Source organism: uncultured Candidatus Pelagibacter sp. (genome assembly GCF_943788075.1).
Lineage (GTDB): Bacteria > Pseudomonadota > Alphaproteobacteria > Pelagibacterales > Pelagibacteraceae > Pelagibacter.
In genome coordinates this window covers 50,451-65,479 of record NZ_CALSOW010000003.1, presented here as the reverse complement: position 1 = coordinate 65,479, position 15,029 = coordinate 50,451, and the positions used below count along the sequence as shown (strand labels likewise).

At 31.6% G+C, this 15,029-nt stretch carries 19 protein-coding genes; 17 read left to right on the top strand and 2 right to left on the bottom strand.

What is annotated here, in order from left to right:
• The first annotated feature begins 1 nt into the window (after position 1).
• The 3 genes from msrB (at position 2) to Q0X98_RS03855 (ending at position 2,167) form a co-directional block, all read left to right on the top strand.
• Entirely contained in the window at positions 2-376 is a 375-nt protein-coding gene (gene msrB / locus Q0X98_RS03865) for a peptide-methionine (R)-S-oxide reductase MsrB (protein WP_297681672.1), read from the top strand.
• A gap of 86 nt (positions 377-462) precedes the next feature.
• On the top strand, positions 463-1,311 hold the full coding sequence (locus Q0X98_RS03860; protein ID WP_297681670.1) for an inverse autotransporter beta domain-containing protein: 849 nt from the start codon (positions 463-465) through the stop codon (positions 1,309-1,311).
• A gap of 1 nt (position 1,312) precedes the next feature.
• A complete protein-coding gene (locus Q0X98_RS03855) occupies positions 1,313-2,167 on the top strand; it encodes a hypothetical protein (protein ID WP_297681668.1) in 855 nt (284 codons plus the stop codon).
• Positions 2,168-2,219: 52 nt separating this feature from the next.
• On the opposite strand, the gene grxC is transcribed toward Q0X98_RS03855, so the two are convergent.
• Both grxC and Q0X98_RS03845 read right to left on the bottom strand, forming a co-directional pair.
• Entirely contained in the window at positions 2,220-2,474 is a 255-nt protein-coding gene (gene grxC / locus Q0X98_RS03850) for a glutaredoxin 3 (protein WP_297681666.1), read from the bottom strand.
• A gap of 3 nt (positions 2,475-2,477) precedes the next feature.
• Positions 2,478-2,774 (bottom strand): TIGR03643 family protein, encoded by a 297-nt coding sequence (locus tag Q0X98_RS03845; RefSeq protein WP_297681664.1) that lies wholly within the window; start codon positions 2,772-2,774, stop codon positions 2,478-2,480.
• 120 nt (positions 2,775-2,894) lie between these two features.
• Between Q0X98_RS03845 and Q0X98_RS03840 the strand changes: the two genes are divergently transcribed.
• The 14 genes from Q0X98_RS03840 (at position 2,895) to Q0X98_RS03775 (ending at position 15,010) form a co-directional block, all read left to right on the top strand.
• Positions 2,895-3,509, top strand: a complete 615-nt coding sequence (locus Q0X98_RS03840) for a LysE family translocator (RefSeq protein ID WP_297681662.1) — start codon at positions 2,895-2,897, stop codon at positions 3,507-3,509.
• Positions 3,510-3,600: 91 nt separating this feature from the next.
• Positions 3,601-4,836, top strand: coding sequence for an amino acid ABC transporter substrate-binding protein (locus Q0X98_RS03835; protein WP_297681660.1), 1,236 nt, complete (start codon positions 3,601-3,603; stop codon positions 4,834-4,836).
• Between the two features lie 85 nt (positions 4,837-4,921).
• Positions 4,922-5,815, top strand: a complete 894-nt coding sequence (locus tag Q0X98_RS03830; RefSeq protein WP_023648870.1) for a branched-chain amino acid ABC transporter permease — start codon at positions 4,922-4,924, stop codon at positions 5,813-5,815.
• Positions 5,816-5,874: 59 nt separating this feature from the next.
• Positions 5,875-6,864: a branched-chain amino acid ABC transporter permease gene (locus Q0X98_RS03825; RefSeq protein WP_297681805.1), complete on the top strand. Its 990-nt coding sequence runs from the start codon at positions 5,875-5,877 to the stop codon at positions 6,862-6,864.
• The gene (locus Q0X98_RS03820) at positions 6,861-7,601 is read left to right on the top strand and encodes an ABC transporter ATP-binding protein (RefSeq protein ID WP_297681656.1); all 741 of its coding nucleotides are present in this window, start codon (positions 6,861-6,863) and stop codon (positions 7,599-7,601) included. The genes Q0X98_RS03825 and Q0X98_RS03820 overlap by 4 nt, the downstream gene beginning before the upstream one ends.
• Complete coding sequence (locus Q0X98_RS03815) at positions 7,601-8,386, top strand: ABC transporter ATP-binding protein (RefSeq protein WP_297681654.1); 786 nt, start codon at positions 7,601-7,603, stop codon at positions 8,384-8,386. The genes Q0X98_RS03820 and Q0X98_RS03815 overlap by 1 nt, the downstream gene beginning before the upstream one ends.
• Positions 8,386-9,090: an AzlC family ABC transporter permease gene (locus Q0X98_RS03810; protein ID WP_297681652.1), complete on the top strand. Its 705-nt coding sequence runs from the start codon at positions 8,386-8,388 to the stop codon at positions 9,088-9,090. Before Q0X98_RS03815 ends, Q0X98_RS03810 begins: the two co-directional genes overlap by 1 nt.
• On the top strand, positions 9,080-9,403 hold the full coding sequence (locus Q0X98_RS03805) for an AzlD domain-containing protein (RefSeq protein ID WP_297681650.1): 324 nt from the start codon (positions 9,080-9,082) through the stop codon (positions 9,401-9,403). Before Q0X98_RS03810 ends, Q0X98_RS03805 begins: the two co-directional genes overlap by 11 nt.
• Positions 9,403-10,314, top strand: coding sequence for a glutarate dioxygenase GlaH (gene glaH, locus Q0X98_RS03800; protein ID WP_297681648.1), 912 nt, complete (start codon positions 9,403-9,405; stop codon positions 10,312-10,314). The genes Q0X98_RS03805 and glaH overlap by 1 nt, the downstream gene beginning before the upstream one ends.
• Before the next feature lie 41 nt (positions 10,315-10,355).
• Positions 10,356-11,123, top strand: a complete 768-nt coding sequence (locus tag Q0X98_RS03795; RefSeq protein WP_297681646.1) for a pyrroline-5-carboxylate reductase — start codon at positions 10,356-10,358, stop codon at positions 11,121-11,123.
• 6 nt (positions 11,124-11,129) lie between these two features.
• On the top strand, positions 11,130-11,924 hold the full coding sequence (locus Q0X98_RS03790; protein WP_297681644.1) for an ABC transporter ATP-binding protein: 795 nt from the start codon (positions 11,130-11,132) through the stop codon (positions 11,922-11,924).
• Positions 11,924-12,631, top strand: coding sequence for an ABC transporter ATP-binding protein (locus tag Q0X98_RS03785; RefSeq protein WP_297681642.1), 708 nt, complete (start codon positions 11,924-11,926; stop codon positions 12,629-12,631). The genes Q0X98_RS03790 and Q0X98_RS03785 overlap by 1 nt, the downstream gene beginning before the upstream one ends.
• 1 nt (position 12,632) lies before the next feature.
• Positions 12,633-13,643, top strand: coding sequence for a branched-chain amino acid ABC transporter permease (locus Q0X98_RS03780; protein WP_297681640.1), 1,011 nt, complete (start codon positions 12,633-12,635; stop codon positions 13,641-13,643).
• On the top strand, positions 13,640-15,010 hold the full coding sequence (locus Q0X98_RS03775) for a branched-chain amino acid ABC transporter permease (protein ID WP_297681638.1): 1,371 nt from the start codon (positions 13,640-13,642) through the stop codon (positions 15,008-15,010). Before Q0X98_RS03780 ends, Q0X98_RS03775 begins: the two co-directional genes overlap by 4 nt.
• Positions 15,011-15,029 lie beyond the last annotated feature (19 nt).

Sequence of the window (15,029 nt, the reverse complement as noted above, 5' to 3'; positions counted from 1 at the left end):
CATGACCAAAAAAATTAACCCAAAATTAACCGCTGAACAAAAATTAGTTTTATTTGAAGATGGAACTGAAATGGCTGGTACTAGTGAGCTCAACCATGAAAAAAGAGAGGGAAGTTTTCATTGTGCTAATTGTGGGGAAAAATTATTTGATTCAAATGCTAAATATGAAAGTGGGTCTGGTTGGCCTTCATTTTATGAGTCTTTACCAGATGTGTTTGAAACTAAAACAGATCATTTATTAGGTTACGCAAGAACCGAGTACCATTGTAAAAAATGTGGTGGTCATCATGGACATATATTTGATGATGGGCCAAACCCAACTGGTAAAAGATACTGTAATAATGGTGTTTGTTTGGTTTTTAAACCTAAAAGCTAAATAGTTAAAAAATGGCTCAATAATATTTAGTACTTGAAAAATAATAAATATTATAATAATTAATTAACTAAATTTTAAATCTATCTATGAAAAAGTATTTAGTAATCCTTTTTTCTGTTTTAATATTTTCAACTTCAAGTGCTGATACATCTAAATTAAAAGATAATTTTTTTAGCTCAATAGAAAATTTTTTAGATGGAAATTTTAAAGACACTGATTTTTCAATTAAGTCAAAAGAAGGCAATAAACCTGAAATAGGAATTTTAACTTTCAAACCTTTAAACGATACTGATAACGGATTAACGTTTTTCCAAGGATCATTTTTTACTCATGACGGTGATAGAGAAACTTTAAACTTAGGTTTTGGAAAAAGAATATTGAGTGATGACGAAAGTTTTTTATTTGGTTTAAACGCATTTTATGATCATGAGTTAGATTATGATCATCAAAGAGCAAGTATTGGGATTGAAATTAAATCATCAATTCTTGAATTAAATACTAACCATTACTTTGCAATTTCAAATGAGGTAACCGGAAAAAATGGTGTTAAAGAAACAGTTGCAGACGGTTATGATCTAGAAATTGGAGCTCATATTCCTTACATACCAACTGCTAAATTTTATACTAAATATTTTGAATATGAAATTCCAGGAGGATCAGATTTTGAAGGATTAGAATATTCTTCAAGAATTGGTATTCCAAACACTGGAATGAATATTGAAACAGGCTTTATAGACTATGGAAATAATGGTTATGAAGATCAATGGTTTTTTAAATTAACATACAATTTAAGTAAAATGAATGCTGATAAAAGTTTTATAAGTGACGAAGCTTTTGAAAGAGTTTCAATGAAAGATAAAAAATACGATAAAGTTAGAAGAGAGAACATAATAGTTAAATCAAAAGCTTTCGCTGTAAAAGCAGGAGGATTTTAGTATGAAAAATTTTAAATATTTTATTTTATTTTTGTCATTAATTACTATTTTTGAGATGACAAATTCTAAAGATGCAAAAGCTGCTGCTTGTACTGTAACGAATGGAGTGTATTCAGAAACAGAAATTAAAAATGGATGTGAAGCAACTCCTGATTTTTATGAAATTGTAATTTATAAAATGTATTTATGCACAAGTGCTCCAACCATACCAACAACTTCAGCAACTGTAGATTTAACAAACTGCTCTCAAGTATTTAATAGTGCTGCTGGCTCTACTACAAATGTTTCACAGGGTGCGTCTGTTGATTTAACAGGAACTTATACGAGACCTCCTACCGGCACTTACACACATGGTTATGCAATGATGGATAACACTTTTGGAATAACAGCTTCAATTCAAATAGATGGTGCAATGACTGGTCAAGCTGGTGGAACAGGAGTTTATTGTAGAACTGTTGCGGGATCAGGAAATCACACTTCTAGTGGATCTCATGATGATGAGTCAATATGTTCTGCCACAGAAGTAACTGCTGGAAAATATACTGAAACCCTTACTCACTTTGGGGGAGCAGGTGAGCCATGGGAAAGAATAGCTGAAGCAGATAACATCAATGGAACTACTGCATCTATAAAAGGTATATTGGTAGATACCAATGGTCATTTAGCTGCGAATGAAGGTGAAGTTGATAAATTAGAAGGATTAGTTTCTTTTGCAAATGCAATTAATGTAACTTCTGACACCACTTCTTTAACAATGAGTTTTAATTTAGGTGAAGGAATGTCATTAAACCGGGCGGGTGCTGATGTCATTTATATTGGTAGTGGACCGTTTCAAGCAATAATGACTGCTAATTAGATTTTATTAATTTTTTTACAGCAGCAATTTTAAAAAGAATCTGAATAGTAATTTATTTGAGAAGATCTGTTAATTTATTTTCTTTTTCTAAAGCTCTAACATCATCATAGCCACCCATATGTTGATCATCAAAAAAGATTTGAGGAATAGTTCTTTTACCATTCGCTTTTTTAATCATTTCATCCATGGCACCATCTACTGTTGCAATATTTATTTCTTTATATTCAACATTGTTTCTAGTTAATAATCTTTTTGCTGCATCACAGTAGTTGCAAAGAGGACCTGTATAAATAGTTACTGATTTCATATCTTAAAGATAGTCATTCTTTTTAATTTTACTAGTTATTTCTTTTCTAGAATATTCAAACTTTTTTCTATGTTTGATACTTTTTTGATTAACTCTTTTTCTCCACAATCTAAATGAAGCAGGTTTTACAGATCTTCGCATAATTTTAATTACTTCAGACTCTGTCTTTCCAGTTTTCTTTTCTATTTCTTCAAAGGTGATCCTATCTGCCCAGGCAGCCCAAATAATCCAATCTGGGTCATTAACTGCTGGCTCAGGATTCTTAACTCTTGTGATGGGGGTGTGACCTTTTTTTTTCATAAATCCTTTATATTTGAAAAAAATGATTAATGCATTTTATTTAGCATATGTTATTATGGTTTCTGATAGTCCATCTTAGCCATCTTTAGCTCCCGGTTTTTTTGGACTATCTTCCTTAAAATGTACCCCTTAAATTATTTTCTATTTCTTCAAATAATTCTTTTTTTGTTTATTACTCCTGGAACACCACGGATAGTAATTATTTCTTATTCTATGAATTATGGAATTCAAAAATGTATCTGGACCGCTCTTGGAGATGTTACTGCTAATATTATTCAAGCAACTTTAGTAATTTTTGTAATTGGTTCTTTTTTTTCAGAAAACTCAGCTTTGCTTAATTCATTTAAATGGATTGGAGTAACTTACATTTTATATTTAGCTTATGATCTTTATAATTCTAAGCCAAAAGATATTAATTCTAAAAATATTAATTCAAAAAGTTTATTTTCTTTTTTTAAAGATGGGTTTTTGGTTGCAGGCACAAGTCCAAAGGCTTGGATGTTTTTTCCATTAATTTTCCCCCAATTTATTGATTTTAATTCAAATTATTTTGTTCAATTTATAATTTTGATCACAACTTATGTTGTCTTAGATTTTTTATCTTTAATTGCTTATGCTCTACTTGCGCAAAAATTAATTAAATGGATAAAAGCAAACCCAAAAACTATTAATACAATTTCTGCGAGTGTTTTAGTAATCATTGCAGGAATTATTGTTGTTACACAACAATATTAACTTTATTAACTAGTCTTTATTGCCACTTGCAATAACACAAATTTCTTTATTAAATTGGCTATTAATTAATTATTAACAATAGGAAATAAAAATGAAATTACATAGAATAATTTTAAGTTTTGTTTCTGCATTAGCAATTTTATTGTCTTCATCAGCTACTTCTTTTGCAAAAGTTGTAGGTGACAAGATAGTTTTAGGATCTGCTATTTCATTAACAGGTAAATATTCATCTAATGGTGTTCATACTCAAAATGGTTATAACATGGCCGTTGATAGAATTAACAGCATGGGTGGTGTTAAAGTTGGTGGAAAAACTTATAAGTTTGAAATCATTTATTACGATGATGAGTCAAACCCTAAAAGAGCAGCGCAACTTGCAGAAAGATTAATCAAACAAGATGGTGTTGAGTATATGCTTGGCCCATATAGTTCAGGATTAACCAAAGCGATCGCACCTGTAACAGAGAAATATGGTGTTCCAATGGTTGAAGCAAATGGTGCATCTAGATCATTATTTACTAAAGGTTACAAATATCTGTTTGCAGTACTTGCACCAGCAAACTTGTATCTTGATGTAGCTATAGATTTAGCGGTTGAAAAAAATGGTGGTAAACCAGTTTCAGTTGCCATGGCTTTTGAACAAGATGCTTTTTCTCAAGATGTTAGATTAGGTGTTTTAGAAGCAATCAAAAGAACAGGATCTAAAAAGGTAATAGATGACAAGTTGCCAAAAGAACTAAATGATATGGCAGCAACTTTAGCAAAAGTTAAAGCTGTAAAACCAGATGTTCTTGTGGTTTCAGGTCACACTAAAGGTGCCTTAACAGCAGTTAGACAAATTGCTGAAATGAAAGTTGACGTGCCAATGCTTGCAATGACACACTGTGATGCTGCGAAATTATCAAAACAGCATGGTAAAAATTCACAGTATGCATTATGTGCTTCTCAATGGCATAAAACATTAACTTACAAGGATGATTTCTTTAAAGACGGTATGACATATGATGCTGACTTTAAAAAATTATTTGATTATGCACCACCTTATCAAGCAGCTGAGTCTTCAGCCGCTTTATTGGTTTTCAAAGATGCATTTGAAAGAGCAAATTCTTTTGACAAGGTAAAAGTTAGAGATGCTCTTGCTGCCACTGACATGCAAACTTTTTATGGAAACATAAAATTTGCAGCAGGCGGTCAGAATGTTGACAAGCCAATGGTGTTATTCCAAGTTATGTGTGATGGTGATAAATGTGAAAATAAAGTTGTGGCTCCTACTAAATGGGCTTCAGCTGAATTAATTCACCCAATTCCATCTTGGTCTAAAAGATAATATCTAATATGCAAAATGCTCCCTAGCTTTAGGGGGCATTTTTATATAAAAAATTAAATTTATTTAGAAAGTTTCAAAAAAATTTATGGATCTGCTTATATTTCAAGTACCAATATTAATGGTTCAAGCTTCATTAGATGGAATATTACTTGGAATTTTATTTGCACTTATAGCTTATGGGATGGCTCTCCAATGGGGAGTAATGAATATTATAAATATTGCTCAAGGAGATTTGGTAATTCTAGGTGGTTACATTGCTTATTTTATGTATTTGTCAGGAATTCATCCAGCTTTAGGTGTGATTGTTGCGCCAGTAATAATGTATTTTGTAGGGGTAGGTCTTTATAAGTTAGTAATAAATAAAGTTGTAGATAGAGATTTATTCATCTCAATACTCGCTACATTTGGCATAAGTATCCTTTTCATGCAGTTAATGAACTTTGCATTTGGTGCAGATGTTGTTCTTGCTAATTCTGAATTTGGAACAACTATGTTGTTTAATAATTCAGTTACACTTCCGAATTCTAAATTATTTTCAGCTATTATAAGTATTATTTTTGCAATAGGTCTCGTTGTTTACATGAAAAAATCAAAACTGGGTCGAGCAATTAGAGCTACAGCTCAAAATGCAAGAGCAGCAAAAATTTTAGGAGTTGATACTGAAAAAGTCTATGCAGCTACTTTTGGAATTAATGCAGCACTTTGTGGTGTTGCAGGTGCATTGGTTGCTATTACATTCACAATTCATCCTTATATGGGATTGCCATATACAATTAGATCTTTCATGATTGTTATTATTGCAGGATTAGGAAATTTACCAGGTGTTGCAGTTTCAGGGATGGGTTTAGGAGTGTTTGAAGAATTTGCTGATTATATTTTGGGAACAGAGTTTAGAATTGGATCTGTATTCTTATTGTTAGTTTTAATTTTAGTTTATAGAAGATTTAAACTTTCTAAAAAAAGAGAGTATTTAAAGTGAAAAATAATAATATTATTTTATACGCTGCAATATTGATTTTTGGTGTTCTTGCACCTTTTATGCTTCCAGCATTTAAAGTTCAATTATCAATTCTATGTATATTAATTGTTTTAGCCCTAACTTGGAATATTCAAGGAGGTGAAATGGGATACAATTCATTTGGAAATATTCTTTTTTATGGCCTAGGGATGTATATTTGTGCTTCTGTTCAAGTGGGTATGTTTTTTCCACTATCAGAATGGACAGAAAGTGGTGGAGAAAAAACTTTTGTACATTCACCTACGCAGTTTTTCCAAGGCATGGCCTTTGGACTTTTGGCAGCAGCAATTATACCAACAATGGTTGCAGGTTTAATTGGTTATGCAATTTTAGGACTTAGAGGACACTATTTTGCAATTTGTACTTTAGGTTTAGGAGTAGCTGCAGGTGAAATTTCAGGAGGAATTGAAATTATTGGAGCAGGGCAAGGGTTCACAACACCCCCATTTCCAGAGACAGGAAACTTAGAATCTAGAGGACAATTTTTTTATTTTTTAAGCTTTTTAGTTCTTGTGTTAACTTTTGTTGCAGTAAAATCAGTTTACTCAACTCGGTTTAAATTAGTTCTTAATGCAATAAGAGACAATGAAGACAAGGCTGAAGCAATGGGTATTCAGACAATGAAATATAAAATTATTGGATGGATGATCTCTGCATTTTTCTGTGGTTTAGCCGGTGGTATCATGGGAGGGTTAGTTGGCTATATAGACTCTACTGATGTTGCATTTGATGGAAGAGAAATGGGTGTGTTCATGGTTTTAATGGCAATACTTGGTGGTAAAGGAACATTATGGGGACCTGTTATTGGTGCAACTTTATTTCACTTATTTAAAGAGGGTTTTTGGACTTACTTCTTGGGCTGGCAATATGTTGCATTAGGTGTTTTGATCGTTGTAATTGTAATTTATTTCCCAGAAGGATTAATGGGATGGCTTAGAGAAAAATACCCAGAAAGATTTGGTGAAGTGGTAGATGAAGCTGATCGTAAAGCACAAGTGGAATTAAAATGAGCATCTTAGAGGTTAATAATGTTAGTAAATCTTTTGGAGGTGTAAAAGCCAACGTTGATATTTCAATGTCTGTTGAAAAAGGAAAAATTGTTGGTTTAATTGGACCAAATGGATCAGGTAAAACAACTTTGTTTAACTCAATTGTTGGAACTTATCCAATAGACAGTGGATCTATAAAATTTAATAACAAAGAAGTATCTGAGTTGCCAGTTCCAGTAATAGCAAAACTAGGTTTGCTTAGAACATTTCAACAAACAAGAATTTATGGAAAATTAAATTGTATAGATAATATGTTAATCAGTCATAAAGGAAGTGATGAGAGTTTAATCAAGATATTCTCCAAAATTCCTCAAGATCTAACAGATAAAGCAGAAAATTTATTAAGTTTTGTTGGCCTGTATCAAAAAAGAAAATTAAGAGCAGGAGACTTATCTTTTGGCCAACAAAAATTACTAGAACTTGCAATGGCTTTAATGAATGAACCAGAAATGCTTTTATTAGACGAACCTACTGCTGGAATAAATCCAACTTTAATTAATGGAATTATAGATAGATTAATTAAAGTAAATCAAGACTTTGGTATTACACTCTTAGTTATCGAACACAACATGAAGGTAATCATGCAACTAGCTGAAGACATTTTCTGTCTAGCACATGGAAAAATGTTAGCCAATGGATCGCCAGATGAAATTAAAAATGATAAGCGTGTAGTAGATGCTTATTTGGGAGCACAATAATGTCAAATCAGTATGAAGTGTTAGGGAAAGCACCAACTCCAGATGATTTAAAAAAATTATCTCCAAATGAAATTCATTTAACTATTAAAGGTTTAAATGCAGGGTACGGTAAAATGGAAATTTTGCACAACTTTGATTTATTTGTAAATAAAGCTCAATCATTATGTCTAATTGGCCCAAATGGAGCTGGTAAATCTACAATACTTCATTCAATATATGGATTTACAAATATTTTTTCAGGTCAAATAGAAATTGATGGAAAAGAAATTACCAACTTATCTCCAGCTGAGAAATTAAAGTCAGTAGGGATAGCTTACATTCTTCAAGATAATTCTGTATTTCCAGATATGACAGTTGAAGAAAATTTATTAATGGGTGGGTACATCAAAGATAAAACCGATGAGTCTTACGAAGAGGCGGAAAAGATTTTTGAAAAATATGAAAGATTAAGAAACCGAAGAAATCAACCAGCCAAAGTTTTATCTGGAGGTGAGAGAAGATTGTTAGAAATATCAAGAGCTCTTGTAATGAAGCCATCAGTATTATTAGTTGATGAGCCTTCAATTGGCTTAGAGCCAAGGTACATTGATATGGTTTTTGAAATTTTAAAAGATCTTCAACAAAATGAAAAAAAAACAATCATTCTTGTAGAACAAAATGCTAAAAAAGGTTTAGAGTTTGCTGATATAGGATACGTTTTAGTTTCTGGCCAAACAGCTATTGCTGGAAAAGGTAATGAATTATTAAGTAATCCTGATGTTGGTAGATTATTCCTTGGCGGGTAATGATTAATAAAGAGTTTTTTTTTAAAGGATTTAAATCTATTTTAGCCCCTGATAGTCCAGCCATAGCACTTGGTTGTTGCTTTATAGCCATTGGTGCGCTTCTTAAAAACTTGGGATTTAATATTCAAGAGAGTATTTTCTCTACAATGCTAACGTACGCTTTGCCTGGCTCATTAGTTATGGCAGAGTCGCTACTAGTTGGAGCATCTTTATTGAATATATTTTTAGCAGTTTGGTTTGTTAATGCTCGATTATATCCCATGACTGTTTCTTTATTTCCATTAATGATGCACAAAAGTCAACCAAAATGGAAATACTATTTCTCATGTCATTTTATTGCAGTCTCAGCATGGCTAATAATGAAAAGTAATTATAAAAATATTAAAAAAAAACATAGAATCGATTTTTGGATTGGAATTGGTTCAGCCACATGGACTACTGCTGTAATTGGTACATTTATTGGTTTCTATTCATCTGATTATTTGGATAAAAACATAATGATTGGTTTAGCAATTCTAAATCCGATTTATTTTTTATGCATGATGGTAGGTGCAATGAAAACTATCCAAATAGGAGCATCAGTAATATTAGGTTTGTTGTTAGGACCAATATTTTATTTCTTGTCTCCAGAATGGTCAATTTTACTTGGAGGACTTGTGGGCGGAACTATTGCATATTTCATAGGAGAGCTTAATGTCAGTTAATGTTGTTCTTGCGATCTTAGTAACTTCATTAGCAACTTTTTCCTCGAGATTTTTAGGAGTAATTTCTTCAGAAGGAATTAAAGAAACATCAAAATTATTTAGATGGTTTAATTGTTTAGCGTATTCAACATTAGCTGCCTTAATTGCTAGAACAATTATTTTTCCTGTTGGAGTTTTATCTGATGCCAGCTATTTTAGTAGAGCAACAGTAGTATTATTTTGTTTATTTATATTTTTTATATCTAAAAGAAATTTTGTTTATCCAACTGTTATTTCTGCTATCATGATGGCTCTACTAAGTGAGCATTTATAATGGAAAAAATTTCTGGATTAACAATTTCAAAACACAATAACTCAAAAAGAATAATTAAGATTGAAATAGAAAATGAAATTATTGAAAAACTAATTTTTCCTTTCAATAAATTTGATTTAACTGCTCTAGAACTTAAACCTTTTACACGATTTACTATTGCAAAAAGTTTTGATGATTTGACAGATAACAAATTAAGCAAATTAATGAATGCTATAATTAGAGATAGATCTAAAGGATGTTTTGTAATTGGTCCAAAAAATATCACATCAAAAATTAATGATAATTTTCTAGTAAAACTTTCTACCGCAATTGCTCATTTAATTGGAGTGCCAAACCATGATTCAATGGCTGGAAAATATTATGCAAGATTTACCGTTAAGCATGAAGATAAAAGTGACTCGTATTTAAGAAAAGCTTATACGAATATGGATCTTCATACAGATGGAACTTACGTTAAAGAGGTTACTGATTGGTTATTAATGACCAAGATTCAAGAACAAAATGTAGAAGGTGGAGAAACCGCAATGTTGCACCTTGATGATTGGGAGCATTGTGAGGATTTATATAATGATCCTGTGGGTAAGCAGAATTTTATTTGGGGCTCACCAAAAAGTAAAAATATAGACTATAAGGTAGAACACCCAGTATTTTCTTCTGATGCTAATGGCAAACCTATTATTTCTTACATAGATCAATTTCCTGAGCCAAAAAATATGGAACAAGGTAATTTTTTACAAAGATTGTCAGATGGCTTAGAAGAAAGTAAAAACAAAGCCATTACCAAATTACCAGTGGGATCTGCAATAATTGCAAACAACTACTTCTGGCTTCATGGAAGAAAACCTTTCAAAGAAAATGAAGAATTGAGTAGAGAATTGTTAAGAATTAGAGGCTCTTTTTTTATTAATTAATTCAATATAATCAATATAAAGTAACCAAAATTTATTAATTTATGAATTTAGGATTTATAGGAATAGGTAAAATAGCATCATCAGTAATTACTGGTATTTGCAAGTCTAAAATTTCATTTAATAAAATTATAATTTCACCAAGGAACAAAAGCATTGCTAAAAGTTTAAGCCATAGATTTAAAAAAGTAGTTATTGCTAAAGACAATCAGCAAATAGTTGATAAGTGTGATTGGGTTTTTTTAGCTGTTACACCTTCTGTGGGTGAGTCTATAATTAAAAATCTTAAATTTAAATCAAACCAAACAGTAATTAGTTTTATTTCTACAATTACTTTGTCTCAATTAAAGAAAGCAATAAAAGTTAAAGCAAAAATTGTAAGAGCCATACCCTTACCTCCAATTTCATTAAAAAAAGGACCAGTACCTATTTGCCCTCCTAATAAAAAAGTTAAAGCATTCTTTGATAAAGTGGGAACAACTGTTGAAATAAAAGATGAAAAATCTTCAATTAATTTCTGGTCAACATCTGGAATGATGGCACCTTTTTATCAATTACTAAGTTCAATGACAGACTGGTTGGTTAAAAGAGGAGTTAAAAGAAACAATGCTCAAAAATATATAACTTCTTTATTTTTGGCTTTGTCAGAAGATGCTGTTGTTAACTCAAAAAAAGACTTAAAATATTTAGTAAAAGAATCTCAAACTCCTAAAGGATTAAATGAGCAAGGTGTTAAAGAGCTTACAAAAGCCGGTTTTTATAAATCTTTAGAGAAAACTCTCAATAGTATACATAAAAGATTAAATAAATAAAATTTTATGAATCAACAACAGAATATTTTACAAATTGAAAATCTATCTAAATATTTTGGAGGGTTAGCGGCAGTTTCAGATTGTTCTTTAAAAATTAAGAAGGGTTCCATCACAGGAATTATTGGACCTAATGGATCTGGAAAAACTACCTTATTTAATTTAATTGCTGGAAATTTAAAATCTTCACAAGGAAAAGTTTTGTTTAATAATGAAGATGTAACTGATGTTCCCTCATATGAATTATTTTCCAAAGGTATTTTAAGAACATTTCAAATAGCGCATGAGTTCACAAATTTATCAGTTTTGGAAAATCTAATGATGGTCCCGGCAAATCAATCAGGAGAAAAATTAATGACTGCTTTACTAAAGCCAAGCTTAGTTAGAACTGAAGAATTAGCTGTAAAACAAAAAGCTCAGGACGTAGTTGATTTCTTAAATCTCACTCATTTATCAAATGAATTGGCTGGAAATTTATCAGGTGGTCAAAAAAAATTACTTGAGCTTGGAAGAACTATGATGGTGGATGCAAAACTAGTATTGCTTGATGAGGTGGGAGCAGGAGTTAATAGAACTTTGCTTAAAGACCTGGGCACTGCGATTCTTAAGTTAAATAAAGAGCAAGGTTATACGTTTTGTATGATTGAACATGATATGGATTTTATAAGTAGATTATGTGATCCGGTAATTGTAATGGCAGAGGGCTCTGTTTTATTTGAAGGAACTGCTGATGAAGTTAAGAAAGATGAAAAAGTTATAGAAAGTTATTTGGGAAGAGGATCAAAATTAAAGGATGAAAATTAATGGCTTTTTTTGAAGGTATAAAAATGACAGGGGGTTATGGCAATGGCCCTGATATTATTAACTCTTGTTCTGTTGATGTGAATAGAGGGGAAATAGTTTCAATTCTTGGTCCTAATGGGGCTGGGAAATCAACAGCAATGAAAGCTATGCTTGGTTTATTAAATCTTAAATCTGGTTCTGTTGTAATTGATGGAAAAGATATCTCAAAACTTTCTCCACAAGAAAGAGTTAAAGCTGGAATTTCATTTGTACCACAAACAAAAAATGTTTTTGCTGGAATGACTGTTGAAGAAAATTTAGAAATGGGAGCTTATCTAAGAGATGATAGCTTTCAAAATGTTATTGAGGAAATTTATGATCTATTTCCTATATTAAAAGAAAAAAGAAATCAGTTAGTGGGTGAATTATCTGGTGGTCAAAGACAACAAGTTGCACTTGGAAGAGCATTGATGATCAAACCGTCAGTATTAATGCTAGATGAACCTACTGCTGGAGTCTCACCAATAGTTATGGATGAATTATTTGATCACATTATTAAAGTAAAGAGAACAAATGTTGCAATTTTAATGGTTGAACAAAATGCAAAACAAGCACTAAACATTTCTGATAGAGGCTATGTACTTGTGACTGGAGAAAACAAGTATTCAGGTACAGGTCAAGAATTATTAAATGACCCAAGAGTAAGAAGCTCTTTTTTGGGAGGATAAAATGGATTTTATAAACGCAATTATTTTATTATTAAATTATATTTTTGTTCCAGCTCTAACCTATGGTTCACAATTAGCGCTTGGTGCAATTTTTGTAACTTTAATCTATGGAATTTTAAGATTTGCTAATTTTGCAACTGGAGACATGATGGCTTTTGGAACAATGGTGACTATTTTATTCACATGGTATTTCCAATCTTTGGGTATCTCTTTAGGTGTTTTACCAACAGCTCTTATTGCAATACCATTTGCAATAATCTTTATGATTGGCTACATGCTCTTCATAGATAAATTTGTATTTAGATATTATAGGGTTAACAAAAGCCCACCAGTGCAACTTGCAATGGTTAGTATTGGTGTAATGTTTGTAACTCAAGCAGTAGTAAGGATTATAATAGGACCATCTGACAGAAGATTTTTTGATGGAGAAAAATTTATTATTAAAGCAGGTGAATTTAAAGAAATGACAGGACTTAATGAAGGCTTAGCAATTAAGTCTAGTCAGGTTATAACAATATTTGTAACACTTATATTAGTTTCAATTTTATTTTGGTTTTTAAACAAAACTAAAACAGGAAAGAGCATGAGAGCTTACTCTGATAATGAAGATTTGGCTTTGTTATCTGGAATTGACCCAAAAAAAGTGGTTATGATTACATGGATTATTGCAGGTATTTTGGCAACTATCGGTGGTGCATTATATGGTTTAGACAAAAGCTTTAAACCTTTTACATATTTTAACAACATGCTTCCAATTTTTGCTGCTGCAATTGTTGGAGGTATTGGAAACCCATTTGGAGCATTTTTAGGTGGCTACGTCATAGCTTTTTCAGAAATATTCATAACGTATGCATATAAGAAATTTTTTATGTATATTTTGCCTGAAAGTATGGAGCCAGAAACTCTTGTTCAATTACTATCGACAGATTATAAATTTGCTGTGTCGTTCTCTATATTAGTGATTGTTTTATTGTATAGACCTAATGGTATATTTAAAGGGAAGGTCCTTTGAGAAAAAATCTAAACATAATTGTAGCTTACTCAATAATGATGGGTTTAATATTGTTAGTTGGGATATTTCAATCATGGAATGTTGCTCTTTCAATTTTTAATCTGTGCTTAATTTCTGCGGTAATGACTATGGGAGCAAATGTACAATGGGGTTATGCTGGATTAATTAATTTTGGCCTTATGGGATACGCGGCATTAGGTGGACTAGCTGCAGTTTTAATATCCGTTGACCCAGTTCAAGAAGCATGGCGAGCTGGAGGATTTGATATCTTGATGTGCCTATGGTTAATCATTGTAATGATAATGGCTATTCGCTTTATCTTAAAAAATTTTGAAAAATCAAAATATAGAACTTATGGAATTGCAGCTATTATTATTGCAGGAATTATAATTATCAGAGTAACTGCTGAACCTGGAATTGAAGCAATTGAAGCAATAAATCCTGCAAAAACAGGATTTCTTGGAGGCTTTGGATTACCAATTATGTTTTCATGGATCATTGGAGCTTTCTTTGCTGGAGGACTTGCATTTGTGGTTGGGAAAGTTGCGCTTGGGTTACGAGCTGACTATTTAGCAATTGCAACTTTACTTATTTCAGAAATTGTCATTGCAATAATTAAACATGAGGATTGGTTATCAAGAGGAGTAAAAAATGTAATCGGATTGGATAGACCCGTACCTTATGAAGTTAACCTACAAACTACTGATTGGTTCATAAATTTAGTTGCAAAATTTAATTCAAGTAAATTAGAATTAATCTCTAATATGGCAGATAGACAAACTGCTCTTAATCAATTGGTGATTGAAGGATCCTCAGTTTTTGTAAAACTTTGCTACTCAGGATTATTTTTAACTGTAGTTATAGCTCTATTGATAGTCACTCAAAAAGCGCTTTATTCTCCATGGGGAAGAATGATGAGAGCTATTAGAGATAATGAAGAAGCTGCAAATGCAATGGGAAAAAATGTTGTTAAACAACATTTGTTAATATTTATTTTAGGTTCAGCAATTGTCGGAATAGCTGGTGCAATGTTGGTGACTCAAGATGGTTTGTTTACACCAGGTAGTTACAGACCCATGAGATACACATTTCTTATTTGGGTAATGGTTATTGTTGGAGGGAGCGGTAACAATTTTGGAGCAATTTTAGGTGGATTTGCAGTATGGTTTTTATGGATTGAAGCTGCACCAATTGCATTATTCTTAATTAATCTTTTCACGTCTGGAATGCCCGATACCCATGCTTTAAAAGTTCATTTAATTGAAAGCGTTCCTTACTTTAGATACCTAATGATGGGACTTGGGCTATTGTTGATTATGAGGTATCGACCTAAAGGTATACTTCCAGAAAAAATAGAAATAAAATAATTCTTATGAAATATATTAT